At 59.6% G+C, this 22,388-nt stretch carries 23 protein-coding genes; 12 read left to right on the plus strand and 11 right to left on the minus strand.

Annotation, left to right across the window (positions count from 1 at the left end):
* Positions 1-154: 154 nt before the first annotated feature.
* The gene (locus Q1A75_RS09145) at positions 155-1,081 is read right to left on the minus strand and encodes an AraC family transcriptional regulator (protein ID WP_299546987.1); all 927 of its coding nucleotides are present in this window, start codon (positions 1,079-1,081) and stop codon (positions 155-157) included.
* Between the two features lie 184 nt (positions 1,082-1,265).
* Between Q1A75_RS09145 and Q1A75_RS09150 the strand changes: the two genes are divergently transcribed.
* Positions 1,266-2,168, plus strand: coding sequence for an SDR family oxidoreductase (locus Q1A75_RS09150; protein ID WP_299546990.1), 903 nt, complete (start codon positions 1,266-1,268; stop codon positions 2,166-2,168).
* A gap of 90 nt (positions 2,169-2,258) precedes the next feature.
* On the opposite strand, the gene Q1A75_RS09155 is transcribed toward Q1A75_RS09150, so the two are convergent.
* Positions 2,259-3,155: a LysR family transcriptional regulator gene (locus Q1A75_RS09155; RefSeq protein ID WP_299546993.1), complete on the minus strand. Its 897-nt coding sequence runs from the start codon at positions 3,153-3,155 to the stop codon at positions 2,259-2,261.
* Positions 3,156-3,278: 123 nt separating this feature from the next.
* Here Q1A75_RS09155 and Q1A75_RS09160 point away from each other — a divergent pair, with 123 nt between their 5' ends.
* Entirely contained in the window at positions 3,279-4,019 is a 741-nt protein-coding gene (locus Q1A75_RS09160; RefSeq protein ID WP_299546995.1) for an SDR family oxidoreductase, read from the plus strand.
* Between the two features lie 38 nt (positions 4,020-4,057).
* Positions 4,058-4,978: an SDR family oxidoreductase gene (locus Q1A75_RS09165; RefSeq protein ID WP_299546998.1), complete on the plus strand. Its 921-nt coding sequence runs from the start codon at positions 4,058-4,060 to the stop codon at positions 4,976-4,978.
* Between the two features lie 79 nt (positions 4,979-5,057).
* Here the strand turns inward: Q1A75_RS09165 and map are convergent, their stop codons facing one another.
* The 4 genes from map to Q1A75_RS09185 form a co-directional block, all read right to left on the minus strand.
* Positions 5,058-5,837 (minus strand): type I methionyl aminopeptidase, encoded by a 780-nt coding sequence (gene map, locus Q1A75_RS09170; protein WP_299547001.1) that lies wholly within the window; start codon positions 5,835-5,837, stop codon positions 5,058-5,060.
* A gap of 1 nt (position 5,838) precedes the next feature.
* Positions 5,839-6,045, minus strand: a complete 207-nt coding sequence (locus Q1A75_RS09175) for a ParD-like family protein (protein ID WP_299547004.1) — start codon at positions 6,043-6,045, stop codon at positions 5,839-5,841.
* 140 nt (positions 6,046-6,185) lie between these two features.
* Positions 6,186-7,028, minus strand: coding sequence for an ergot alkaloid biosynthesis protein (locus Q1A75_RS09180; RefSeq protein ID WP_299547007.1), 843 nt, complete (start codon positions 7,026-7,028; stop codon positions 6,186-6,188).
* Positions 7,021-7,476, minus strand: coding sequence for a nuclear transport factor 2 family protein (locus Q1A75_RS09185; RefSeq protein WP_299547010.1), 456 nt, complete (start codon positions 7,474-7,476; stop codon positions 7,021-7,023). The genes Q1A75_RS09180 and Q1A75_RS09185 overlap by 8 nt, the downstream gene beginning before the upstream one ends.
* A gap of 90 nt (positions 7,477-7,566) precedes the next feature.
* Between Q1A75_RS09185 and Q1A75_RS09190 the strand changes: the two genes are divergently transcribed.
* Positions 7,567-8,265 carry a TetR/AcrR family transcriptional regulator gene (locus tag Q1A75_RS09190; RefSeq protein WP_299547012.1) on the plus strand — a complete coding sequence of 233 codons (699 nt, stop codon included), beginning with the start codon at positions 7,567-7,569 and terminating at the stop codon, positions 8,263-8,265.
* Here the strand turns inward: Q1A75_RS09190 and Q1A75_RS09195 are convergent.
* The 4 genes from Q1A75_RS09195 to Q1A75_RS09210 all read right to left on the minus strand — a co-directional run bounded on the left by Q1A75_RS09195 (position 8,230) and on the right by Q1A75_RS09210 (position 12,284).
* Positions 8,230-9,021: a peptidase gene (locus tag Q1A75_RS09195; RefSeq protein ID WP_366142193.1), complete on the minus strand. Its 792-nt coding sequence runs from the start codon at positions 9,019-9,021 to the stop codon at positions 8,230-8,232. The two genes, Q1A75_RS09190 and Q1A75_RS09195, sit on opposite strands and share 36 nt — an antisense overlap.
* Positions 9,022-9,105: 84 nt before the next feature.
* A complete protein-coding gene (locus Q1A75_RS09200) occupies positions 9,106-9,906 on the minus strand; it encodes a transglutaminase family protein (RefSeq protein ID WP_299547018.1) in 801 nt (266 codons plus the stop codon).
* Between the two features lie 4 nt (positions 9,907-9,910).
* A complete protein-coding gene (locus tag Q1A75_RS09205) occupies positions 9,911-10,852 on the minus strand; it encodes an alpha-E domain-containing protein (protein ID WP_299547021.1) in 942 nt (313 codons plus the stop codon).
* 4 nt (positions 10,853-10,856) lie between these two features.
* Complete coding sequence (locus tag Q1A75_RS09210; RefSeq protein WP_299547024.1) at positions 10,857-12,284, minus strand: circularly permuted type 2 ATP-grasp protein; 1,428 nt, start codon at positions 12,282-12,284, stop codon at positions 10,857-10,859.
* Between the two features lie 232 nt (positions 12,285-12,516).
* Between Q1A75_RS09210 and Q1A75_RS09215 the strand changes: the two genes are divergently transcribed.
* The 4 genes from Q1A75_RS09215 to Q1A75_RS09230 all read left to right on the plus strand — a co-directional run bounded on the left by Q1A75_RS09215 (position 12,517) and on the right by Q1A75_RS09230 (position 16,897).
* Positions 12,517-13,347 carry a 3-keto-5-aminohexanoate cleavage protein gene (locus tag Q1A75_RS09215; protein ID WP_299547027.1) on the plus strand — a complete coding sequence of 277 codons (831 nt, stop codon included), beginning with the start codon at positions 12,517-12,519 and terminating at the stop codon, positions 13,345-13,347.
* A gap of 85 nt (positions 13,348-13,432) precedes the next feature.
* Entirely contained in the window at positions 13,433-14,668 is a 1,236-nt protein-coding gene (locus Q1A75_RS09220) for an acyl-CoA dehydrogenase family protein (protein ID WP_299547030.1), read from the plus strand.
* Positions 14,669-14,756: 88 nt separating this feature from the next.
* Positions 14,757-16,400, plus strand: coding sequence for a hypothetical protein (locus Q1A75_RS09225; protein ID WP_299547033.1), 1,644 nt, complete (start codon positions 14,757-14,759; stop codon positions 16,398-16,400).
* A gap of 2 nt (positions 16,401-16,402) precedes the next feature.
* Positions 16,403-16,897 (plus strand): hypothetical protein, encoded by a 495-nt coding sequence (locus Q1A75_RS09230; RefSeq protein ID WP_299547036.1) that lies wholly within the window; start codon positions 16,403-16,405, stop codon positions 16,895-16,897.
* On the opposite strand, the gene truA is transcribed toward Q1A75_RS09230, so the two are convergent.
* A complete protein-coding gene (gene truA / locus Q1A75_RS09235; protein WP_299547039.1) occupies positions 16,894-17,661 on the minus strand; it encodes a tRNA pseudouridine(38-40) synthase TruA in 768 nt (255 codons plus the stop codon). The genes Q1A75_RS09230 and truA overlap by 4 nt on opposite strands.
* Before the next feature lie 138 nt (positions 17,662-17,799).
* Between truA and Q1A75_RS09240 the strand changes: the two genes are divergently transcribed.
* The 4 genes from Q1A75_RS09240 to Q1A75_RS09255 are packed head-to-tail and all read left to right on the plus strand — an operon-like array spanning position 17,800 to position 22,287.
* Complete coding sequence (locus Q1A75_RS09240; RefSeq protein WP_299547042.1) at positions 17,800-19,212, plus strand: YcjX family protein; 1,413 nt, start codon at positions 17,800-17,802, stop codon at positions 19,210-19,212.
* Positions 19,209-19,652, plus strand: a complete 444-nt coding sequence (locus Q1A75_RS09245; protein WP_299547044.1) for a GNAT family N-acetyltransferase — start codon at positions 19,209-19,211, stop codon at positions 19,650-19,652. Before Q1A75_RS09240 ends, Q1A75_RS09245 begins: the two co-directional genes overlap by 4 nt.
* On the plus strand, positions 19,652-20,665 hold the full coding sequence (locus tag Q1A75_RS09250) for a TIGR01620 family protein (RefSeq protein WP_299547046.1): 1,014 nt from the start codon (positions 19,652-19,654) through the stop codon (positions 20,663-20,665). The genes Q1A75_RS09245 and Q1A75_RS09250 overlap by 1 nt, the downstream gene beginning before the upstream one ends.
* A 2-nt stretch (positions 20,666-20,667) precedes the next feature.
* Positions 20,668-22,287, plus strand: coding sequence for a cyclic nucleotide-binding domain-containing thioredoxin-disulfide reductase (locus Q1A75_RS09255; protein WP_299547049.1), 1,620 nt, complete (start codon positions 20,668-20,670; stop codon positions 22,285-22,287).
* Positions 22,288-22,388: the final 101 nt, after the last annotated feature.

Raw genomic sequence — 22,388 nt, forward strand, 5'->3', positions numbered from 1 at the left:
CCAATGCCCCCCAAAGTCGAGAGAACACTGGATCAATCATCGCAGATCGATGCAGAAGTCATAAGACAAGCCCAAACCCACAAGTGCTGCAGCTTTCACGAATGCGCGCAATCCGCCATAAGCGGACATCCGTTTCAGGACAAAGCCTTATTACTTATACTGCAAGCGACGATTCAAACTGGTTTGCGAACTGTCTGGGTGGGCTGCCCACGACACGTTTGAACGCAGTATTGAAAGCATTTTCAGATTTATACCCGACGCGTTCGGCAACCTCCGCAATCGTATCGCTTGAAGTCATGAGTTGATCGCTCGCTTTGGCCATGCGTAAGTCTGTCAGATAGTCCATTGGGGTCTCACCCAATACGTCATGAAAGCGCCGTGCAAATACGGACCGGGACATACCAGCGTGTTCCGCCAGAGCCGTGAGCGTCCACTTACGTCCGATGTCTGCGTGGATCGCGGCCAACGCCAGAGAGAGCTGTGCATCCGCCAGCGCGGCCAGCCAGCCCAAGCCACCATCCTTTGCATCATGTCGGTGCCGCAGCGTCTGCACCAAAAGGACATGGGACAGATGTTGGGCAATCAACAACCCTCCGGGACGGGCTGCAGCCACTTCATCCAGAATGCGTTCGACCAGATACTGCAACTGCGCTGCGGCAGCCTGTTCGGCGGGGATCACGATGATCGGGGGCAGCATAAAGACAAAATGCGCCGGTTGGACCTGTGACACCGTAAAACGACAGCTTGCGATCGTTGTGTGACCTCCACCATTCACGACAGCAGGTTGCTCGGAAAGAGGCGTCGAAAAGAGGCGCTCCAGCGGTTCGGGAACACAGGAAGGGCCTGTTGCAATCGAAAATGGTCGACCACTTGGAAGAACAAAGAAGTCGCCTTGCTCAACCAGAACCGGCGTGTCACTTCCCTCGACGGCCACCCAGCACTGCCCCGAAAGCATCGTATTGCATTTCAGCGCCCCGGCCTGACCCGGAAAGGCGACTGCGGATGGGTGGCCCAGGTCGATCAGGCCTGCGAGGTGGCTCTGCGGCTTCAGGATCGAAAGAATGTCAGACAGGGGGTCCATGGGGTCCAGTCGGTTAATCAGCTTTGGCTGAGAATACCGAACCGGTCATCGGAAAACAACAAATTGGGACGATTGCGAACATTTTAGCGACCATCACAAATTCAACGTATCAGAAGCGCTCTTATATCTAGTCTCATGAGATTTGGGTTGGACGACCAACCCAAGTGCAACAAAGGAGATAGCTATGCGTGTATTCGTAACCGGAGCAACAGGCTACGTCGGTTCGGCCGTCGTTCGCGACCTGTTGGACAACAACCATTCGGTCATTGGGCTTGCACGGTCCGAAGCCTCAGCTGATGCCCTTAATCAGGCTGGTGCTGAACCACACCAGGGAAGCCTCGAAGACCTGGTCAGCCTGCGGCAAGGGGCCGTCAAGGCCGACGCCGTAATCCATCTTGGCTTCAATCACGACTTCTCGAAGTTCGCCGAAAACTGCGCCCATGACGCCGAGGTTGTGCGTGCCATTGGTGCGGAACTGGCTGGATCGGACCGGCTTTTCCTTGTGACGTCGGGCACTGCAATTCTGTCACCTGGGGCATTCTCGACCGAGACCGACCTCGCACCCACCGGGGATATGGCAAACCCCCGCGTGGCAACAGAACATGCGGGCGCAGAGATGGCGCGGAAAGGCGTCAAGATTGCCGCCGTACGACTAGCACCTTCTGTCCACGGCGCCGGAGACCACGGTTTTGTGCGCATGCTGACTGACATAGCGGTACAGAATGGCGAGGCTGCCTATGTAGATGAAGGGCAAAACCGCTGGTGTGCCGTGCATCGGCTGGACGCCGCGCGCCTTTACCGACTAGCCTTGGAGCGGGGCGAAGGCGGCGTCCACTACCATGCCGTGGCCGAAGAAGCCGTGCCGTTCAAGGATATCGCGGAGGCGCTCGGCCAAAGCCTCAATCTGCCGGTATCGCCCAAGTCCGGCGAAGAGGCCCAGGCCTATTTCGATTGGTTCCACTTTATGGCGACCTCCGACACCCCGGCCTCTGGCGCATGGACACGGGAAGTCTTGAACTGGTGCCCTTCCGAACCGTCTCTGATCGCAGATATCGAAGCGGGCCTGTACGCTCCGACTGCGGTCTGAGGAGGAATGGTGCGAAACAGGAATACCTCGATTGATCAAATCGCGGACGTTACGCCAGATGACAAAGCACCGTTGGTATAGGAAGACGCCCTACATGAACCTGTCATCCTGAAACGACCTCACCGCCCAGTCGATAAACACGCGCACACGCGCTGAAAGCTGGCGACTTCGCGGATAGAGAAGCGAGACAGGCACAGACGGAACGTCATGTTTTGCCAGAACCTGATTGAGGCTTCCAAGCCGGAGATCTTCGTCAATATGGAATAGCGGCATCTGCGCCAAACCAAAACCAAGCAGGGTGGATAGGCGATAACTCTCCGGGCCGTTGACCGACACTTGGCTGGGCGGCCTCAAGCTCTTGATTTGGTCTTTCACAATGAAGTCGAGCGGAAGAACCGCTCCCGTAGACATAGGCCAAATACCGACCATTTTGTGGGTCTCCAGATCGCTGAGCGACGTCGGTTCTCCGAATTTCTCCAGATAGTCCGGTGAAGCGCAGGTAATCCGTTTTGCCATGCCCAGTGGTCGCACGATCAGATCGCTGTCGGGCAGCTCGCCCCACCGCACTGCACAATCGACACCTTCCTCGACCAGATCGACCCACCGATCCCTTTCGCTGATGGATATCTCGATCTTGGGGTATCGGGCTAGGAAATCCGGCAAACCGGGCATCAGAAAGTGTCTGGCTAGCGTACCTTGGACCTCAATCCGCAGGTGGCCTTTCGGTGGGGCGCCGACAAAGGCACTGTCGGCTTCTTCAACGTCATTAAGTATCGAAAGACATCGCTGGTAGTAGGCTTGCCCGTCAAGGGTCGGGCGCACGACGCGCGTCGTGCGGTGGAGCAATTGCACCCCAAGTCTTTGCTCCATCTGCTGGATCACTTCGGTGACGGTGGATCGCGGTGTACCGGTATCGTGGGCGGCGTCCGTGAAGCTGCGGCGTTCGACGATCCGCACAAAAAGCTGCATTGCGTCAAGCCGGTCCATTGCGTCCTCATTATTCGTATAGAGCGAATAGTCATGTCAGAATACACCCCATTATCCCACTCCATCAACGGCATATCTGTCGGTCATCGCCAGCATGGTGCTGGCAAATAGAAAGGAAGTCTCATGACCGATACAAAATCTAAAACTGCAATTGTCACCGGCGCTTCACGCGGAATTGGGGCCGCCGTTGCCGAACGTTTGGCATCGGATGGCTTCAACGTCATCGTGAACTATTCCGGCAGCGAAAACGCGGCGGCTGCCGTCGTCGACAAGATTGAGGCTGCGGGTGGTAAAGCCATCACTGCCAAAGCGGATGTGTCCGATGCGGGTGCCGTGCGACGCATGTTCGATGCAGCTGAAACCGCCTTTGGGGGTGTTGATGTGCTCGTGAACAACGCGGGCATCATGAAGCTGGCGAAGATCTCTGACAGCGACGATACCCTGTTTGACGCGCATATCGCGGTCAACCTCAAAGGCACATTCAACACGCTGCGCGAGGCGGCGAATAGACTGCAAAGCGGTGGGGCGATCGTCAACTTCTCTACCAGTGTCGTCGGTACCAAGCTGGAAACCTACGGCGTCTATACTGCGACCAAGGTGGCTATCGAGGCGCTGACCGGCATACTTTCCAAGGAACTGCGTGGTCGCAACATCACGGTCAATGCCGTGGCGCCGGGGCCAACCGCGACCGATCTATTCCTTGATGGCAAGTCGCCAGAGCTGATTGAACGCTTCGCAAAGATGGTCCCGCTAGAACGGCTCGGGGAACCCCGCGACATTGCCAATGTCGTGTCGTTTCTGGCCGGGCAGGACGGCGCTTGGGTCAACGGACAGACGTTGCGCGCAAACGGCGGGTTGGTCTGAACGGGCTAACCCTCCATTCGTAGTAAAGGAGCAATCAAATGACAAAGGAAGCAGAAAAACAAATCATCGTCGTCACCGGCGCATCAAGTGGTTTTGGCGAGATGACCGCCTACGCTCTCGCTGATGCGGGCCATACCGTTTATGCATCCATGCGCGCAACCGACGGCCACAATGCAGAGAAGGCTAAGGCGGCCAAGGACTACGCCCGCAAGAACAATGTCGATCTGCGCGTGGCCGAGATCGACGTGGTGGACGACGCCTCCGTCGCCGCCGGGATCGATCAGATCTTTGAAGAGGCTGGCCGCCTTGACGTAATTGTCCATAACGCAGGCCATATGTCATTCGGCCCGGCAGAGGCGTTCACCCCACAACAGCTGGCGCAGCTTTACGACATCAATGTGCTATCGACCCAACGCGTGATGCGGTCGGCGCTGCCAAGGATGCGGGCACAAGGCCAAGGGCTGATCGTCTGGGTGTCGTCCAGCAGCGCGCGTGGTGGGACGCCGCCGTTCCTGTCGCCTTACTTTGCCGCCAAGGCAGGCATGGATTCGCTTGCCGTATCCTATGCGTCCGAGCTGGCCCGCTGGGGGATCGAAACCGCGATCATGGTTCCCGGTGCCTTCACTGCTGGCACCAATCACTTTGCCCATGCTGGCCATCCGGACGACCAGTCGGTTGCCGACGCCTATCTGACCGGTCCCTATGGTGACGTTCCTTCAATGGCGCTTGAAGGGCTACGATCGCTCGAACCCGCCGACGCAGACCCGTCCGCCGTGGCACAAGGCATCGTCGATATTGTGAATGCACCGTTTGGAAAACGACCGTTCCGGGTCCATGTCGATCCATCCCAAGACGGGTCTGAGGTTTTGAGTGGTGTGGCTGATCGGGTCCGGGCCGAGATGTTCCGGCGGATCGGTCTGGAAGACTTGCTGTCTCCGGTTGAACAGGCAGCAAACTAATCCATGAGCCAAAGCTGTGGCATTGCCGATGGTTGCTTCGGCAATGCCGCATTGGGTTTTGCACAAGATACCTGCCAGATCATTGCATTCGCTCTATCATGGGCGTCTCGTCGCTGCGCAGGGTCAAAACCTCCACACCAGTTTCCGTGACTGCGACTGTATGTTCGAACTGTGCAGAGAGCTTCCGATCCTTGGTCACGACCGTCCATCCATCGCTTTCGGTGGCGACCATCCGACTGCCCTTGTTGACCATCGGCTCGACGGTGAAGACCATGCCCTCGCGCAGCTTCAAGCCCGTTCCCGGTCGTCCGAAGTTCAGCACCTGCGGTTCCTCGTGCATTTCGCGACCGATGCCGTGGCCGCAATATTCCCGTACAACCGAGCAACCGTTCTTTTTGGCGTATCTTTCGATCGCGAAGCCAATATCTCCCAGGCGTGCTCCGGGTCGCACCTGTCTTATGCCTTGCCACATCGCCTCCTGGGCGATCCGTACCAGTCGTTTCGCAGGAGGTGGTGCATTGCCGACCAGATAAGTCTTGCTTGAATCCGCAATGTAGCCATTCTTTTCGAGCGTGATATCGAAATTGACGATATCGCCGTCGCGGATGATCTCGTTCGGGTTTGGTACGCCGTGGCAAACAACGTGATTGATCGAACAGTTCAGGACATATTTGAAATCATACTGCCCCTTGCTGGCTGGGCGGGCTTCGAGGTCAACGGTGATGAAACGGTCGACCAAATCGTTGACCTGCAAGGTCGACATGCCTTCCAGATTTTGTCTGTCCAGCATCTCGAATACCGACGCCAGTAATCTGCCGGATACCCGCATCAGATCCAACTCGTCGGGTGTCTTTACCATTTTAGGCTGCCGCTACCTCGGCGACACGCACCTGCGCTGCTTCCAATTGCATCTTCACGATGTCGTTGAAGGTCAGGGTCGGGTTGGCTTCGGCCAACATGCCGATTTTAATCCAAAACTCTGCCTGGGCGTTGATGGATCTGCACAAGACGGCGCTGGCCCGACGAACCTGTTCATGCAGGTCGTCGTTGATTTTCACGATGCCCATCTGCGTCTCCTCCAGTTCAAAATGTACGAAACGTATACGTTTCGTCTAGTCATTGGTCAATCTGATGTTGAGAATCATAGTCGCGTGGGGTCACGAAAAGCATCGAGTCGTTCGGGCCCCACGATGGGCGATGCCGCGCATCACCTCTTGCTCCAAACGCCCGCATTGGCGGCGACGAACTCCTCCAACGCGCGCGCTGGTCGTCCGGCCATGCGCGCCACGGCGTCAGTGACGCGGTCTTCCGAACCCCCTGCGATGTCTGCATCCATCTGTGCGAGGGTCTGGGCATAGGCTTCTGGCAGGCCGGACTGGGCCATATATCGCGCGGCAAGTTCATCGACGCTCAGGTGATGGTGCTTGATCGGGTGCTTCAGCACGTCGCTGAGCGTCTGCGCCACAGCATCGTAACTGAGCGCCGCAGGTCCGCTCAGGATCATGTCACCTGATACACATTCTGTTTGGGTCAGTGCTTCGACTGCAACGGCTGCAATATCCTCTGCATCGATGAACCCGATCCGGCCCTGATCTGTTGCGGTATAGATCGCGCCCTCATCGCGGATGGTCGCAAGGTGCTGGCCCTCAGAGAAATTCTGCATGAACCACGTTGGACGCAGAACGACCCATTCTGGCGCATGGTCGCGCAGCCAGGCATGCACTGCACCCATCATTGGGCCGTCCACCTCTAATGAGGATGCGCTCAGCAATACAAAGCGTTTGACGCCATTGCGGATCGCCAGTTCCATGAACGGGATCATCACGGGCAAAGGCTCTGCAACACCGCTGGGCGCGACGAGGTAAATGCCTTTGACGCCTTCCAGCGCTGCTGCCCAAGTGGTTTCATCCATCCAATCGAAGCGGATGTGGTCTTTGGCGCTCGGATTGCGTGTTGCGACGCGATAACGAAAACCGCGCTCCGAAAGCTGGGCGGATACACGACGCCCGGTTGTGCCAGTACCGCCCGTGACAAGGATTGTATCACGCACGGGTAAAACCCTCCCCCTCCGGCTGGGGAACAGCATCGCCCGTCGCGGCGAGTGTAACCCGGGGGTCCCAGTAATCAGCGTAATGGACAATCTTGCCGTCGCGCGTTTCGATCACCGAAATCCATTTCTGATCGTAGGAGGCACCGGTTCTGCCTTCGCCACTGCCGCGAAACTCCAGCACAACCTTGTTCGGGTCCGCCATTTCACTGACCCGCAGGTTAAAGAAATCGTCGATGCGGATCAGGTCGGGCAAAACCATCAGGTAACGCTCCAACGCATCGCGGCCGTCGATGCGAACAATGAATCCTGGCGGCGCATAAGGCGCCTCAAACACACAGTCCTCTGCGAACATGTCGAGGAAATCCTCCGCCCCCGGAGCAATCCGGGTGCCTAGCCCTTCACGCAGGATATCGGCAAGTCCTTCGAAACGGGTTTGTTGGGCAGTCATTGACAAGTCTCCCTTTTGGACGGAACGGTGTCGTATCGACGATATAGGAGATAAATGGATGGAACGTAACCGTTCCGACGAAATTTGGCGATGAGCGCGTCCACCCGTGCGCCTAGTGGAGCGGCCGTGATGCGCCCGTCCGTGACCGATGCACTCGCCCGAGCATTTTTCGAGGAATGGGCGGAGACCGGTCTTGGTGCGCTAAGCCTGGAACGGGTCGCCAAGCGGGCGGGCGTCGGAAAAGCGGCGCTCTATCGCCGCTGGTCGTCAAAACAGGACATGGCGATCGACCTGATCAAGTCGGTTGGCCTGAACCTTACACCAATCCCCGACAGCGGTTCGTTATTGGAGGACCTGCGGTTGATCCTGTTGTCCCTGCGCCGGACGCTTCGCCATCCGCTGATCAGGCGCATTCTGCCTGACCTGCATGCCGAGATGGCCAGAACCAGCGCATTGAGCGCCGAGATAAGGGACACTCTGCAATATGAGCGCCGCGAACGCGGCAAGGTTATCGTTGATCGGGCCATCGCGCGTGGTGAGTTACCCGCATGCGCGGACCGAGACCTTGCCAACGATGCGCTTGCAAGCATCCTTTATGCTCGGCCGCGAAGGCCCTTCTACCGTTCGGATGGCCGGACAGACGTGACGGGTGGCAAGATATTACGCGACCGCAGATCGGGTCATTCCTCGGGGACGCCCGCCCGCCACCAGCCTCCCCGATGGCCATCAAGGAAACCGACCGCCCCTATCTTCTCAGAGAATAAAACAGAGGCAATGGAATACGCATAACCTCGGGGGAGCCCACAGGGCGGGGGCGGAGCCCCCTAAAACACGTTGTCGCGCAGCGCCTGCGGGATCACTTGAAGGCAAATTCAGGCAATTGATCAAAGGCGACCTTAAGCGCCTGCCCCATCCATTCGATACCGTCTGGAAATATGGGTCATCCGCTTCGATCCGCTCGGCATGGGTGATAGACAGGCTGTCGCGATCATAGGTCAAGTAATCAAGTGGCAGGCCCACTGACAGGTTCGACTTGATGGTAGAGTCAAAGCTGACCATGAGCAGCTTTACCGCATCCTCAAAACGCATGGTCGGATCATGCGCACGGACGATGATGGGTTTGCCGTACTTCGCTTCGCCAATCTGGAAAAACGGCGTGTCATCCGAAGCTTCGATGAAGTTCCCTTCGGGATAGACAAGGAAGAGGCGGGGCGGCGATCCCTTGATCTGCCCGCCGATGATCATGGTTGCGCCAAACGCGCCATCGGCTTCCATGCCCGTTGTGGCGTTGGATTGGATCACCTCTTTCAGCGTCCGCCCAACCTCTCTCGCGACCTGAAACATAGACGGCGCTTCAAGGATCGACGGGCTGCGATCTTCCGGGGCCTTAGAACGCTCATCCAGAAGCGAGATGACGGATTGCGTGGTCGCAAGGTTTCCGGCTGTCATGATCACGATGACGCGCTCACCTGGCACCTCCCAAGTGTGCATCTTCTTCACGGTTGATATGTTGTCGACGCCCGCATTGGTGCGTGTGTCGGACATAAAAATCAGTCCGGCATCTAACCGCATCCCTACGCAATAGGTCATATCTTGTGTGTCCCCGCCTCTAGTCGCGGCAAATCTGCGCTATTGCTGCTGCACCTGCAAGGTCACAGACATATCTTCCCCGGCGTTACCATAGCGTAAGCCGGAAATCGGGGCGGCCCCGCGATAGTCAAGGCCCGTGGCGACACGCACGTAACGTGCGTCGGGCGAGATGCCGTTGGAAATGTCGAACCCCACCCAACCCAAGCCTTCCACATACGCTTCTGCCCAGGCATGGCTGGCGTCCTGATCGACCCGATCATCCATCATCAGGTATCCCGAAACATAGCGGGCAGGAAACCCGAGTAGGCGGGCCGCCGTGATGAACACATGGGCATGGTCCTGGCATACACCATGACCTGCCTGCATCACGGCTTCTGCCGTGAGGTCAGAGGCCGTCTGATCAGTTGAGTAAGGCACCTGTTCAAGAACATGGGCGGACAGGGCGTGCAGCCGATCCAGATCGCTGCAGTTTGCGGGCGCCCTGTCTGCCAACGCCTGCACGTGCTCACCCGGTGTGGTCAGCACCGTACTGCGCCGGAACAGCCACAAGGGAACATATCCGCCTTGCGGTCCTACAATACCCGCCTTGTCTTCGACATCGACAATGCCGGCACAAGTGATCTCAATCTCGGTCTGGCCCGACGCGAAGCTGACCAGATCAACTGCATTTGCGTGTTCATCTTCGAACGACACCTCTACCTGCCCCCCGGTCACATCGATACGCCATTCTTCGACCAATTGACCAAGGCGGGACTTGGGACGCAGGCGGACCTGCTGCAGCCCGTATGGAACAGGCGCGTCGTAGGTGTAGTGGGTTTTGTGAAGAACGTTCAGGCGCATGGGGTCATTCAATAAACCGGTAGTCGATTTCGATCTGGCGACCCAGAGCCGCGCTGTCCCGCAGGAAATCCGTGATGAATTCATGCAGGCCATAATCAAAGATGGCGTTCATGTCGTGCGCCTTGAACTTCGAGCACAGGGCATCGGAAAGGGACTGGCAGGTGTGGCGGGTCTCGTATTCGTGCTCCAGATAGCCGAGGTTGTCGCCGATCTTGCCATAGCAAAAGGCTAGGCTGCGCGGCAGGCGACCGTCAAGGATCAGGAACTTTGCGATCGCTTTGGGGTCCACCTCTCCGTCGTGCAGGGTTTGGTAGGCCCGTGTCGTTGATGTGGCGCGCAGGATCGTGTCCCACTGCACGTTGTCGGATGGGCTGCCCACCAGCCGGACCGAGGGCAGCAGGATGTAGTATTTCTGATCAAGGATGCGCGCCGTGTTGTCAGCCCGTTCGAAAAAGGTGCCGATCCGGGCAAAGTTATAGATGTGGTTGCGCACCATCGTGCCGTGCAGCGCCCCGCGCACAAAAGCGCTGCGTTGACGGATCACTTGCAGCACCCGCGGCAGATCGCGGTCTTGGACTTGCTGAGCCAACAGTCGCTTCAGCACCATGTAGCACTCGTTCACCGCCTCCCACACCTCGCGGGTGAGCGCCGTGCGCACAACCCGGGCATTCATGCGCGCGGCTTCGATCCCTGCCATGATCGAGCCGGGGTTGTTCGGGTCGCGCAGCAGGAAGTCGATCACCTTTGGGCCATCGGGCGCGCCGTGTATCTCGGAATATGCTGCGCTCAGGCCGGTTGAGGACAGGATTGACGTCCATTCACTTTCTGCAGCGCTCGATCGCGTCAGCGAAATGCGCAGCCCCGCGTCAATCATACGTGCGGTGTTCTCGGCCCGTTCGAGATAGCGGAACATCCAGAAGAGCCCGCCCGCGGTCTTGCCCAGCATCGCGCTACTCCTCCAGCACCCAGGTGTCCTTGGTCCCGCCGCCCTGCGACGAGTTCACGACCAGCGACCCTTCGGTCAGGGCTACACGTGTCAGTCCACCGGGCGTGATGTCGATCCGGTCAGGCGAGACAAGGACAAAGGGGCGCAAATCCACGTGGCGCGGCGCAAGGCCCGCATCTGTTAGGATCGGCACGGTAGACAGGGCCAAAGTCGGTTGAGCGATGTAGTTACCGGGGGCGGCCTCTAGCTTGGCGCGGAATTCTTCGATCTCTTTCTTCGATGCCGCAGGGCCGACAAGCATCCCGTAACCGCCCGAGCCGTGCACCTCTTTCACCACCAGATCGGCAAGGTTGTCGAGTACGTATTTCAGGGCCTGCGGTTCCGAGCAGCGATGCGTCGGTACGTTTTGCAGAATTGCCTTTTCGCCGGTGTAGAATTCGACGATGTCCGGCATGTAGCTGTAGATCGCCTTGTCATCGGCAATGCCGGTGCCGGGTGCGTTGGCAATTGTGATCCCGCCGGCGCGGTAGACATCCATGATGCCGGGTACACCCAAAACGCTGTCCGGGTTGAAGTTCAGCGGATCGAGGTATTCATCGTCCACCCGGCGATACAGCACATCGATGGGCTTGTAGCCCCGCGTGGTCCGCATCGCCACGCGCCCGTCTACGACGCGCAAATCATGCCCTTCGACCAGCTCGGCGCTCATTTGATCGGCAAGGAACGCGTGCTCGTAATAGGCCGAGTTGTGGATGCCCGGCGTCAGCACCGCGATGGTTGGACGACCGTTGCAGGCATCCGGCGCGCAGGCTGAAAGAGACTTGCGCAATGAACGGGGGTACTGGCCGACAGATTGCACTTTGATCTTGCTGAACAGCTCCGGGAACATGTGCAGCATCGTCTCGCGGTTTTCGAGCATGTAGCTCACACCCGAAGGGGTGCGCGCGTTGTCTTCCAAAACAAAGAACTCGTCATCCCCGGTGCGCACCAGATCGGTGCCAACGATATGTGTATAGATGTCGCCGGGGGGCGAGACGCCGATCATCTCAGGCAGGAAAGCATCGTTGCGCGCGATCATCTCGGCCGGCAGGCGGCCTGCGCGCACGATCTCTTGTCGGTGGTAGATGTCATGCAGAAACGCGTTCAATGCCCGCACGCGTTGTTCTATCCCCTTGGCGACTTTGGCCCACTCGCGGGCGGCGATGATGCGCGGGACCAGATCGAAAGGGATCAACCGTTCGGTGGCGTCTGGATCGCCGTAGACGTTGAAGGTCACGCCGATCAATCGGAACAGCGCTTCGGCTTCCTCTGACTTGGACAGCAGGCGCGCCGTGTCCTCGTGTTGGAACCAATCGCAATAATCGGCATAGGGGGCACGTGCTGCCGTGCCATGGCCAAACATCTCGTCAAAATACGTGGGTCTTCCTGCCATGACCTTTAGCCTGTATATTCTTGGCGTGGTCGCAACAAAAAGGGCGTAAATGCCGTGGTTTGCCTGAAATACTGTCGAATAATCAGGCATTTGTCGCAGCAGATGTCTCGTTTGGGCTACCTTGTGCCAATAGTGGCGCAGCTGCGTGCAAACAGGCTCCGTGCGCGGGCGCACTGGACGTTTCGCCGGGTTTCAGGGACGATATCGCAAAGCATTCACATTAAGGCGCCTCATGTCCGACCCCTGCATCATTTGCGTCGCCATCACCGGCTCGGTTCCTCAGAAGTCGGATAACCCTGCCGTGCCAATCACGGTGCCGGAACAGATCGAAAGCACCCACGCCGCGTTCGAGGCAGGCGCTAGCATTTGTCACGCGCATGTCAGGAATGATGATGGATCCACCACATCCGACCCCGACAAGTTCGCGCTGTTGAAAGAGGGCGTGGAAAAGCATTGTCCGGGCATGATCGTGCAGCTTTCGACGGGTGGTCGGTCTGGTGCGGGCAAGGCGCGCGGCGGAATGCTGCCGCTCCGTCCGGACATGGCGTCGCTGTCTGTAGGGTCGAATAACTTTCCGACACGGGTTTACGAGAACCCGCCGGACTTGGTTGATTGGCTGGCGTCCGAGATGATCACCTATGACGTGAAGCCCGAGATCGAGGCATTTGACTTGAGCCACATTCTGAAAGCGGCCGAGATGCACGCCAAGGGACAGATCAAGGATACGCCTTATGTCCAGTTCGTGATGGGAGTGAAGAACGCCATGCCCGCAGATCGGCATGTCTTTGATTTCTATGTGCAAACCGTTCAACGCCTGTTTCCGGACGCGCCGTGGTGTGCGGCGGGGATCGGGGCGAACCAGATCGTTCTGAATGAATGGGCCGTTGCCGCGGGTGGACATGCGCGAGCCGGGCTTGAGGACAATGTGCGTCTGGACAAGCAGACTCTTGCACCCTCGAACGCGGCTTTGGTTGATCGGTTGGCCTGTATTTGCGCCAAGCATGATCGTCCTGTCGCAACCTCAGCGCAGGCCCGTGCGATCCTTGGTTTGCGCGCCGCGTGATCAAGTGCCCTAGCGTCACGTCCATGACCCGGTGGACACGGTCCGGTTGATCCGCCACCCTGATGGAAAGCAGGAGGAGATCACCATGGACATGTCATTCACGCTACGCCCCGAGAACCGTGACCTTCTGGACAGGATGGCCGCCATGATCCGGGATGAGATCATTCCGCTCGAAGAGGAATATGCCGCCGAAGTCGCCGAAGGGGACCGGTGGCAATACACCGACCGGCAGACCGAAATCCTTGAAGGGCTGAAGGCCAAGGCCAAGTCAGCTGGGTTGTGGAATTTCTGGCTGACCGACAGCGACAAGGGGTTTGGCCTGTCGACCGTGGAGTATGCTCATTTCGCCGAGGAGATGGGCAAGACACCGCTTGGCGCCGAGGTCTTCAACTGCTCCGCCCCCGACACCGGCAACATGGAGGTGTTCGAGCGCTACGGCACCGACAAGATGAAATCCGACTGGTTGGCGCCCCTGCTGGAAGGGAAAATCCGGTCCGCCTATCTGATGACGGAACCCGACGTGGCCTCGTCCGATGCGACCAACATTTCGATGTCCTGTGTACGTGACGGCGATGAGTATGTCTTGAACGGAGAGAAGTACTGGGCTTCCGGTGCCGGAGATCCACGCTGCAAGGTCTACATCGTCATGGTAAAAACAGGCGGTGACGACCTGCCCAAGCACAAACGCCAGTCGATGATCGTTGTCCCCGCGGGGACTGAAGGGATCGAGGTGCTGCGCCCCATGATGGTCTATGGCCATGACGACGCCCCCCACGGTCACATGCACATCCGGTTCACCAATGTCCGCGTGCCCGCCGAAAACATCCTTCTGGGCGAGGGGCGCGGGTTCGAGATCGCGCAGGGGCGCCTTGGGCCGGGCCGCATCCACCATTGCATGCGTGCCATCGGTCAGGCCGAAGCAGCGCTTGAGCTGATGTGCAAGCGGTCGCTGTCCAAGGAAGCGTTCGGCAAGCCACTGGCGCAACTTGGTGCCAACTACGACATCATCGCCGAGTGCCGCATGGAGATCGAAATGGCGCGTCTTTTGTGCCTCAAGGCCGCGTGGATGATGGACCAGGGCGATGCACGCGCCGCTGCCCCTTGGATCAGCCAGATCAAGGTGGTCGCTCCGCGTGTCTCGCTCAAGGTCATTGATGAGGCGGTGCAGATGCATGGTGGGCAGGGGATCAGTCAGGACACACCGCTGGCCATTGCATGGACGCACCAGCGCACCTTGCGTCTTGCTGATGGACCGGATGCTGTGCACCGCCGTCAGGTGGCACGGGCCGAGCTGAAGAAATACACGCAACAGGCGATGTGATTGTCAGAGCCATGCAACGGCCTGCATGAACGGGCCGAATTGCGCAAAATGACTTGCCACAAGGCCGACTCTTGGCCCTATTGAAGGCATGAAAGATCATGTCCCGTATACAGAGCCTTTGCGCCCACCCGAAACGGTGATGCGCCTTGCACGCATGGGACAAATGATGCCCACGCGGCTCAGCTTTTTGCGGGTTCTAGTCCGGCGCCTCTGCGCCGAGCACGCCACTATCCGGCGTATTCACTGGAAGATGTCGGCCGATGGACATGGGCAAGCGGCCTATGCTGTTGACCTTGGGGGGCATACCTATTCCCTGGTTGCCATCTCGAATGACCTGCCAGCCGATCAACGCAGCGACAGGGTGATCGCAACGGCGTGGGACGCCGCCTTTGTCCTGTTTGATGGAATCGCGACGCCAACCGATATTGCCCGCATCGCCGAACAGGCCCCGAAACAAGAGGCAGGCCGGTTCAGCCCGCGCGACCTTGTCCTCAGCCGTGCCAACAAATCGGTGCGGATGTGGGAAGCGACGGTGGCCGCATTGCGGACGGGGCAGCAACCTGAGAGTGGCATGATCCGCGACATCGGGTATTTGATGCGCACCACCGCGGTCTACGGGAATGGCAAGTTCGGGATCGCGGACCGCACGTTGATCGCGGACCGTCCGGGGCTCGAGGGACCCTTTGCTGCCGAAATGCTGACGGTTTACCTGATCCGGCATTTCACTCTGGATCTGGTGCAGCACGTGGGCGGTGGGACACTTGATCCAGACCTTGCGCGGCACATCGGCATTGGCAATGCCACGGGGCTCGGTATGGCCCCTTTCCTGGTCAACCACCCGGTGTTGCTGAACAACTGGATACAGGCGCGCGAAACGGCCCTCGCACGGGTGCTGGCACGCGAAACGATGACAAAGGCACAGGCGCTGCGGATCAAGACCCTCGCGCAACGGGCACAAAAGCATTTGGCCGATTGGCATGTCCCGGCAGAGGATCACGACAACGTGCTGCGGCGACTGGAAGAGGATTGGGCAATCTTCCTGATGCACTTTGATGCTTTGCCAGGGCATCGCCCCTTTGCCGCGCTCTGGGAGGCAGCCCGAGATGAAATGGCCAGCTTGCAAGAACTACTGGCCGCACTGCTGATCGAAGTTTGCCCCGAGGATGTTGACGATCTGGTCGACGGCATGGGGGATCGATTTGGCCCTCTCATCGTCCCTTTTGCAGACACGGACGTGCTCCGGGCCGCGATTAAGGCCGACTGGGCTTGGGCCCTCGCCCATGACTATGAAGACACCGAGCAGTGCCGCCGTTTCTGGTATGTGAGTGAGGCCAAGTTGGAACCACGGCTAGGCGATCGCTTTGCCGAGCCAGGAGCGGAATTGGAAACGCCGCTCGACATCGCGCGCCGTGTTGCGCGCCTGCATGCCGACCTTCCGGATCGTGCGCAACCAGTGTCGGAATTCACTGCACACCACCCCGATCACGCACATGCCATCAATCGCGTCGCCCTTCTAAGCCGTTATCCTTATGCGGAAATCCGCGACAACCTGATTGCTGCGACCTGTCGCCCCATTGATATGCTTCGTTGCAAGCTCAGTTTCTTTGGGGCAACAAAGTTTGATCCCAAGTCTGACCTGTGGACACGTATCACGTTGGCGCAGGGCGCGCCGCTTGGGGACGAACTGCGTCCCGAGATGGATGATTGGTGGCTTCCGGCGATGGAGCGATGAACATGTCATGGACTGAAATACAGACGCTGGGGGTCAAGGCCGCCAGCGGTGCGGGCGTGCCTCCTGCGCAGGCCCTGGCCTTTGGTGCGATGCTGGCCCGACACGTGGCTGACGATGGTCCCCAAGGGGCAGTTGAGGCCGTTTTGTCCGAGCCTGAGCGTATCGTCGCGCTGGCGCACCGGGTTGAAACAATTGTGGAAGCGGCGTCGGTGAACAACAAACCCGTCAGCGCCACGGAAAAAGATGCTGGCACCCGCTCTATGCTTGTCAGTTGGCTTACAGCATTGCCGTGCAAATCCGAGCTGGAGATTGCCGGGTCCAAGGTGCGCGTCAGCCTATCGCTCTCGGAACCCAGTGCGCGGGGCCGACCCGAACGGCTTTACCTCAATCCGTCACTCTCCGAACAGTTGAATATACTAGCTGCGAAGACCTATGTCCCCGACAGTGATGCCTCACGCGCCGGTGGTGCGGGGGCTGGGCTTATGGAACTGGACTAACTGAACGGATGGTCCGGGTAGCCGACCCCGGCCAGATACAATCCGTCCGGGGGGCAAACGGGCCCACATGCCGAGCGGTCACAGGCCTCAAGCGCATTCTTGACGTCGTCCGGGCGCCAAGCCCCGGCGCCGACACGCTCCAACGTGCCGACAAAGCTGCGTACCTGATTGTGGAGAAAGGACCGTGCCCGCACGTCGAAATGTACTTCCCGTCCGTGGACACCATCGACACAGGTGACATCCAGCCGATCCAGCGTCTTCAAGGGGCTGTCGGCCTGACAGATGGACGAGCGAAAGGTGGTGAAATCGTGCCGTCCAATCAGGTGATCCGCCCCGGCTTGCATGGCGTCCGTGTCAAGGTGGTTGTTCACCCGCCAGACCAGACCGCGAAGATGCGTGGCAGGGGCGCGGCGCATCAGGATGCGAAATAGGTATCGACGTTCGATGGCAGAAAAGCGTGCGTGCCAGTCCTCTGCCACGCGGGTGCAGGCGACTATCGCAACAGGATGTGGCCTCAGGTGATGGTTCAGCGCCTCGGACAGCCGGAATGGATCCCAGTCTTTTTCCATGTCGCAATGGGCGACCTGAGCCAGCCCATGGACACCTGCATCGGTGCGGCCTGCGGCGGCGATGGTGTGATCGCGCGGTTCAAGCTTGGCCAGCGCAGCCTCGATTGCGCCTTGCACTGACGGTTGATCTGCCTGGCGCTGCCATCCGGCAAACGGGCCACCATGGTATTCGACTTTGAGGGCGTAGCGCGGCATGAACGCCGACCTAGCTGCAAATGCATATCTCTGCAACGGTACGGTGAAGGCATCTTTCGATGCTACGTATGAAACGCCAAGCTGGCGATGCCAGAGGCAACACCCTACATAGGCCTCAAGACACAAAGGGGGCCGCACGTGGTTCTGACGACGATTGCCGATGGGGTGCTGGATGTGGCCCAGGGCATTTACGACACCGGGGCGGACCTGTTTGGCGACACGACCATCCGGCTGGGGGTGACCGGGCTTGCGCGGTCGGGCAAGACGGTTTTCATCACGTCGCTGGTCGCCAACCTTTTGGATCAGGGACGGATGCCGCACCTTCTGGCCGCCAGTGAAGGACGGGTTGCCGCTGCGTATCTGCAACCTCAGCCCGATGATACGGTGCCGCGCTTCGACTACGAGACGCATATGGGCGCGCTGACCGGTCACCCGCCCAACTGGCCCGACAGCACGCGCGCGGTGAGCGAGCTGCGCGTGTCGCTCAAGGTCAAGCCGAACGGCCTGTTGGCGGGCCTTCAGGGGCCGCGCACCGTGCATCTGGATATCATCGACTATCCCGGCGAGTGGCTGCTGGACCTTGGGCTTCTGGATCAGAGCTATGACGACTGGTCGGCGGCGGTGTTGGCGCGCTTGGAAAGTCGCGACAGCGCCGCAGAGTTTCGCACAGCGCTCGCCCCGGTGGATGGCGCGGGTAAGTTGGACGAAGTGCAGGCCAAGGCCCTCGCGGCCGCGTTCACCGAATACCTGCATGCGGCGCGCGCAGCCGGTTATTATGACTGCACGCCAGGCCGGTTCCTGTTGCCGGGCGATCTGGCCGGGTCGCCGGTTCTGACCTTTGCGCCGTTGCCACCCGGGGATGCCCCGCGCCGGTCCCTGCGTCGTGAAATGGCACGGCGCTTTGAGGCGTACAAATCGCAGGTGGTCCGTCCGTTCTTCCGCGACCATTTTTCCCGCATCGATCGGCAGGTTGTGCTGGTGGATGCGCTGGGTGCCATCCACAACGGCCCTGCCGCGGTCGAGGATATGCGCGCCGCCATGTCTGAAATTCTGGCCGCGTTCCGTCCCGGCAGAAATGCCTTCCTGACCCAGGTTTTCCGGGGCAAACGGGTGGAAAAGATCCTGTTCGCCGCGACCAAGGCCGATCACTTGCATCACAGCCAACACGCCCGTCTGACGGCCATCATGGAGGCGTTGACCCGCGAGGCGCGTGACCGTGCCCGCTTTGCTGGGGCAGACACGCAGGCACTGGCACTTGCGGGGCTGCGCGCCACGACAGAGGACACGGTGCAACATGATGGCAGCCCGCTCGACGTTGTGCGTGGCACACTGCTCGACACAGGAAAACAGGCGGCCTTCTATCCCGGTGCGTTGCCGGATGACCCGGCGCACATCCTTTCGCCGGCAGCGAACGGGGCGCAGGATTGGCTGGATGGTGATTACAAGGTGATGCGGTTTGCCCCGGCGCCTCTGACCCTGCGCCCGGGCGATGGCCCGCCGCACATCCGGCTCGACCGCGCCGCACAGTTCTTGTTTGGAGATAAACTGTGACCGTGTTCCGCCCCGCGCATCCAACGGACGCAGGTGCGGTGGGGGCCATCCTGTCCGGCTTTATCGACGGCACGGATTGGATGCCGCGCATTCATACGCGGGCCGAGGATCTGTCTTTTGCCGGACATATGATCGAACGCGGTTGGGTCACTGTGGCCGACGACGGCGGGCAGGTCCGCGCCTTTTCCGCGCGCAGCGGGGCCGATGTACACGCACTCTATGTTGACAAGAGGGCGCAAGGTCAGGGGATTGGCACCGATCTTTTGGCGCGCATGCAAGCGGCAACGGCCCATCTGACGCTATGGACTTTTCAGGCCAACACCGGCGCACAGCGGTTTTACCTCAGGCACGGCTTTGCCGAGATGGAGCGCACAGACGGTGCGCGCAACGACGAAGGTCTGCCCGACATTCGCTACGACTGGCGCAAAGGGAATACGTGATGGCCAAAGGCCCGGTACTGATCGAGATCGATGAAGAACCTGTCCCCAAGGTGGCAGATGCACCACCCGTTCCAGACATGGCCTCGGTTGCAGCCCCGAGGGGTGAAGCGATGCAAATGGCGGCCCGTGTCGCGGCGCGTACGCCGTCGCGGATCGGGCGCCTGTTCTGGGGCCTTACCGGTGCACTGCTGACGGCGATCCTGAGCGCGGCGGCGTGGGATTTTGTGACCGGTTGGATCACCCGGGCGCCGATTGTGGGTTGGGCCTTTACTGCGTTGCTTGGTGCCTTGGTCCTGACGTTGCTTGTTGTCTGCTTGCGGGAACTGGCTGCGCTTCGGCGGCTCGCCCGGCTGGACGGTCTGCGCCATCAGGCTGCGCAGGCAACCGAGCATAACGATCTTGCCGCCGCCCGTGCCGTCGTCGACCAACTTGATGTCCTGTACCGTGCAAGGCCTGACACGGAATGGGGGCGGGCGCGCCTTGCTGAACTGCGGGGTGATCAGATGGATGCGACTGGGTTGCTCAAGCTAGCAGAAGACGCCCTTGTCACCCCGTTGGACAAGGCCGCCGAGCGCGAAGTGGAAGCCGCCGCTCGCCAAGTCGCAACGGTCACGGCCCTTGTGCCGCTGGCGCTGGCGGATGTCGTCGCGGCGCTCACGGCCAACCTGCGCATGATCCGACGGATTGCCGAGATTTACGGCGGGCGTGGCGGGCTGTTGGGCAGTTGGCGGCTGACCCGGGCCGTGATGGCGCACCTGGTTGCCACAGGTGCGGTGGCCGTCGGCGATGACATGCTGGAACCCGTGTTGGGAGGTTCAATATTAGGCAAATTATCACGTCGTTTCGGCGAAGGTCTGGTAAATGGCGCCCTGACAGCCCGCGTTGGTGTGGCGGCCATGGAAGTGTGTCGACCACTGACCTATCTCCCTGGTGACAGGCCCAAGGCGCGCCGCCTCGTGAAACAGGCGCTGGGTGGTCTATTTCAGAGCCAGAGAGACAAAGGAAACGACTGACGATGGAAACTTTTGCCCCCGACCTTGCCACAATGGTGCGCACACCACTGACCGATGAGCATGTGGATGCGCTGCGCCGTGTTGGAACCGTGATGGAGGTCAAGGCGGGCGAATACTTCCAACGGGCAGGTGAGCGTATCGACACTTTCCACTATCTTTTGTCTGGCGAAACCGAAGCAATAAACTCGTCGACCGGCAAGCGGTACGGGAATGCCACGCTTGGCCCAGGTCAATTCTTTGGAGAGCTGGCCTTCCTGAACGGTGGCCATGCCTTCATGGGGGGGCGAGCGGTACAGGATACGCAGCTATTGTGCGTGCGGCGCGATGACATGCTGAAACTCATGTCGGACATCCCCGAGTTGTCGGACATTATCATCACCGTCTTTGCCGCGCGCCGTCGCCGCATGCTGGACATGTCTGAAGGCGGACTGACACTTGTGGGCGGGGAAGTGAACCGCGATGTGCGGCGTATTGCCAGCTTTGCCTCACGCAACCGCATCCCCTTTGTCGAGGTCGAGATTGACAGTACCGAGGGCAACGATCTTGCCAACACATGCAGCATCAATCGCGCCCATCCGGCGGTGGTTTTTGCCAAGCATCAGGTGATTGATCCGCCCACACCCCGTGGGGTCGCCGCGACACTGGGCCTTGATATGTCGCTGCGCAAGGAAGACGTTTATGACGTGGCGATTGTTGGCGGCGGACCTGCTGGCGTGGCTGCCGGAGTCTATGCCGGAGCAGAAGGCTTGTGCGCCGTGGTGCTCGAGGATCTCGCCATCGGCGGGCAGGCAGGCACGTCGTCGCGGATTGAGAATTATATGGGCTTTCCCACCGGCATCTCGGGCGGTGACCTTGTGGGCCGGGGCGAGGTGCAGGCGATGAAGTTCGGTACACGCTTTGCTGTGCCAGTGCGCGCCCAAGAGTTGATGCAATGCGAAAAGCATCTCTTCCATATCAAGCTGGACAATGACGACTGGGTATCGGCCAAGTCGCTTGTTGTGGCCACAGGCGTGCAGTACCGCCGCCTGCCGCTGGACCGTTTGGAAGAGATGGAAGGCAATGGTGTGTACTATGCGGCGACCGATGTCGAAGCGCGCTATTGCAAGAATGCCGAGGTGGCTGTGATCGGCGGCGGCAATCCGGCCGGGCAGGCGGCGATGTTCCTGGCACGGACGGCAAAGCACGTGCACGTGCTGGTGCGCGGCGAAACCCTGTCATCCTCAATGTCGGACTACCTGTTGCAGCGTCTGGAAAGCCATCCAAGGATCACGATCCACCTTTGTACAGAGGTCAAGGAACTGCATGGTGTGGACCGGCTTGATGCCATCACGATCCATGACCGTCGCGGCGGGCAGAGCTGGCAACTGAACACGAAGGCACTGTTTATCATGGTCGGGGCTGCGCCCAATACCAAGTGGCTGTCCGATCTGGTCGAACTGGACGACAGGGGCTTTGTCAAAACCGGACCTGATGTGGGCGCTGTCAGCGGATACGAAACCTCGCGACCGGGCATCTTTGCCGTGGGTGACGTGCGCGCAGGTTCGGTCAAGCGAGTCGCCAGTGCGGTGGGCGAAGGATCGGTCGTGATGTCGGCCGTTTGGGCCCATATCGCCGACGACTGACCCGCACCAGTTCATTGGCGCGCAATGTCGGTCTGCAAAGGTCTGGAAATCCTTGCCTTTTGTGTTGGACAACCGTCGTCTATCCTGTCGCTTGAACGTAT

Origin of the sequence: uncultured Tateyamaria sp., from assembly GCF_947504105.1 — a bacterium.
Classification (GTDB): domain Bacteria; phylum Pseudomonadota; class Alphaproteobacteria; order Rhodobacterales; family Rhodobacteraceae; genus Tateyamaria.

Bases quoted from the DNA above. Each gene is read 5' to 3' on its own strand.
- Q1A75_RS09145 (WP_299546987.1), bottom strand. From the start codon at position 1,081: ATGGACCCCCTGTCTGACATTCTTTCGATCCTGAAGCCGCAGAGCCAC.
- Q1A75_RS09150 (WP_299546990.1), top strand. From the start codon at position 1,266: ATGCGTGTATTCGTAACCGGAGCAACAGGCTACGTCGGTTCGGCCGTC.
- Q1A75_RS09155 (WP_299546993.1), bottom strand. From the start codon at position 3,155: ATGGACCGGCTTGACGCAATGCAGCTTTTTGTGCGGATCGTCGAACGC.
- Q1A75_RS09160 (WP_299546995.1), top strand. From the start codon at position 3,279: ATGACCGATACAAAATCTAAAACTGCAATTGTCACCGGCGCTTCACGC.
- Q1A75_RS09165 (WP_299546998.1), top strand. From the start codon at position 4,058: ATGACAAAGGAAGCAGAAAAACAAATCATCGTCGTCACCGGCGCATCA.
- map (WP_299547001.1), bottom strand. From the start codon at position 5,837: ATGGTAAAGACACCCGACGAGTTGGATCTGATGCGGGTATCCGGCAGA.
- Q1A75_RS09175 (WP_299547004.1), bottom strand. From the start codon at position 6,045: ATGGGCATCGTGAAAATCAACGACGACCTGCATGAACAGGTTCGTCGG.
- Q1A75_RS09185 (WP_299547010.1), bottom strand. From the start codon at position 7,476: ATGACTGCCCAACAAACCCGTTTCGAAGGACTTGCCGATATCCTGCGT.
- Q1A75_RS09190 (WP_299547012.1), top strand. From the start codon at position 7,567: ATGAGCGCGTCCACCCGTGCGCCTAGTGGAGCGGCCGTGATGCGCCCG.
- Q1A75_RS09195 (WP_366142193.1), bottom strand. From the start codon at position 9,021: ATGTCCGACACACGCACCAATGCGGGCGTCGACAACATATCAACCGTG.
- Q1A75_RS09200 (WP_299547018.1), bottom strand. From the start codon at position 9,906: ATGCGCCTGAACGTTCTTCACAAAACCCACTACACCTACGACGCGCCT.
- Q1A75_RS09205 (WP_299547021.1), bottom strand. From the start codon at position 10,852: ATGCTGGGCAAGACCGCGGGCGGGCTCTTCTGGATGTTCCGCTATCTC.
- Q1A75_RS09210 (WP_299547024.1), bottom strand. From the start codon at position 12,284: ATGGCAGGAAGACCCACGTATTTTGACGAGATGTTTGGCCATGGCACG.
- Q1A75_RS09215 (WP_299547027.1), top strand. From the start codon at position 12,517: ATGTCCGACCCCTGCATCATTTGCGTCGCCATCACCGGCTCGGTTCCT.
- Q1A75_RS09220 (WP_299547030.1), top strand. From the start codon at position 13,433: ATGGACATGTCATTCACGCTACGCCCCGAGAACCGTGACCTTCTGGAC.
- Q1A75_RS09225 (WP_299547033.1), top strand. From the start codon at position 14,757: ATGAAAGATCATGTCCCGTATACAGAGCCTTTGCGCCCACCCGAAACG.
- Q1A75_RS09230 (WP_299547036.1), top strand. From the start codon at position 16,403: ATGTCATGGACTGAAATACAGACGCTGGGGGTCAAGGCCGCCAGCGGT.
- truA (WP_299547039.1), bottom strand. From the start codon at position 17,661: ATGCCGCGCTACGCCCTCAAAGTCGAATACCATGGTGGCCCGTTTGCC.
- Q1A75_RS09250 (WP_299547046.1), top strand. From the start codon at position 19,652: ATGGCCAAAGGCCCGGTACTGATCGAGATCGATGAAGAACCTGTCCCC.
- Q1A75_RS09255 (WP_299547049.1), top strand. From the start codon at position 20,668: ATGGAAACTTTTGCCCCCGACCTTGCCACAATGGTGCGCACACCACTG.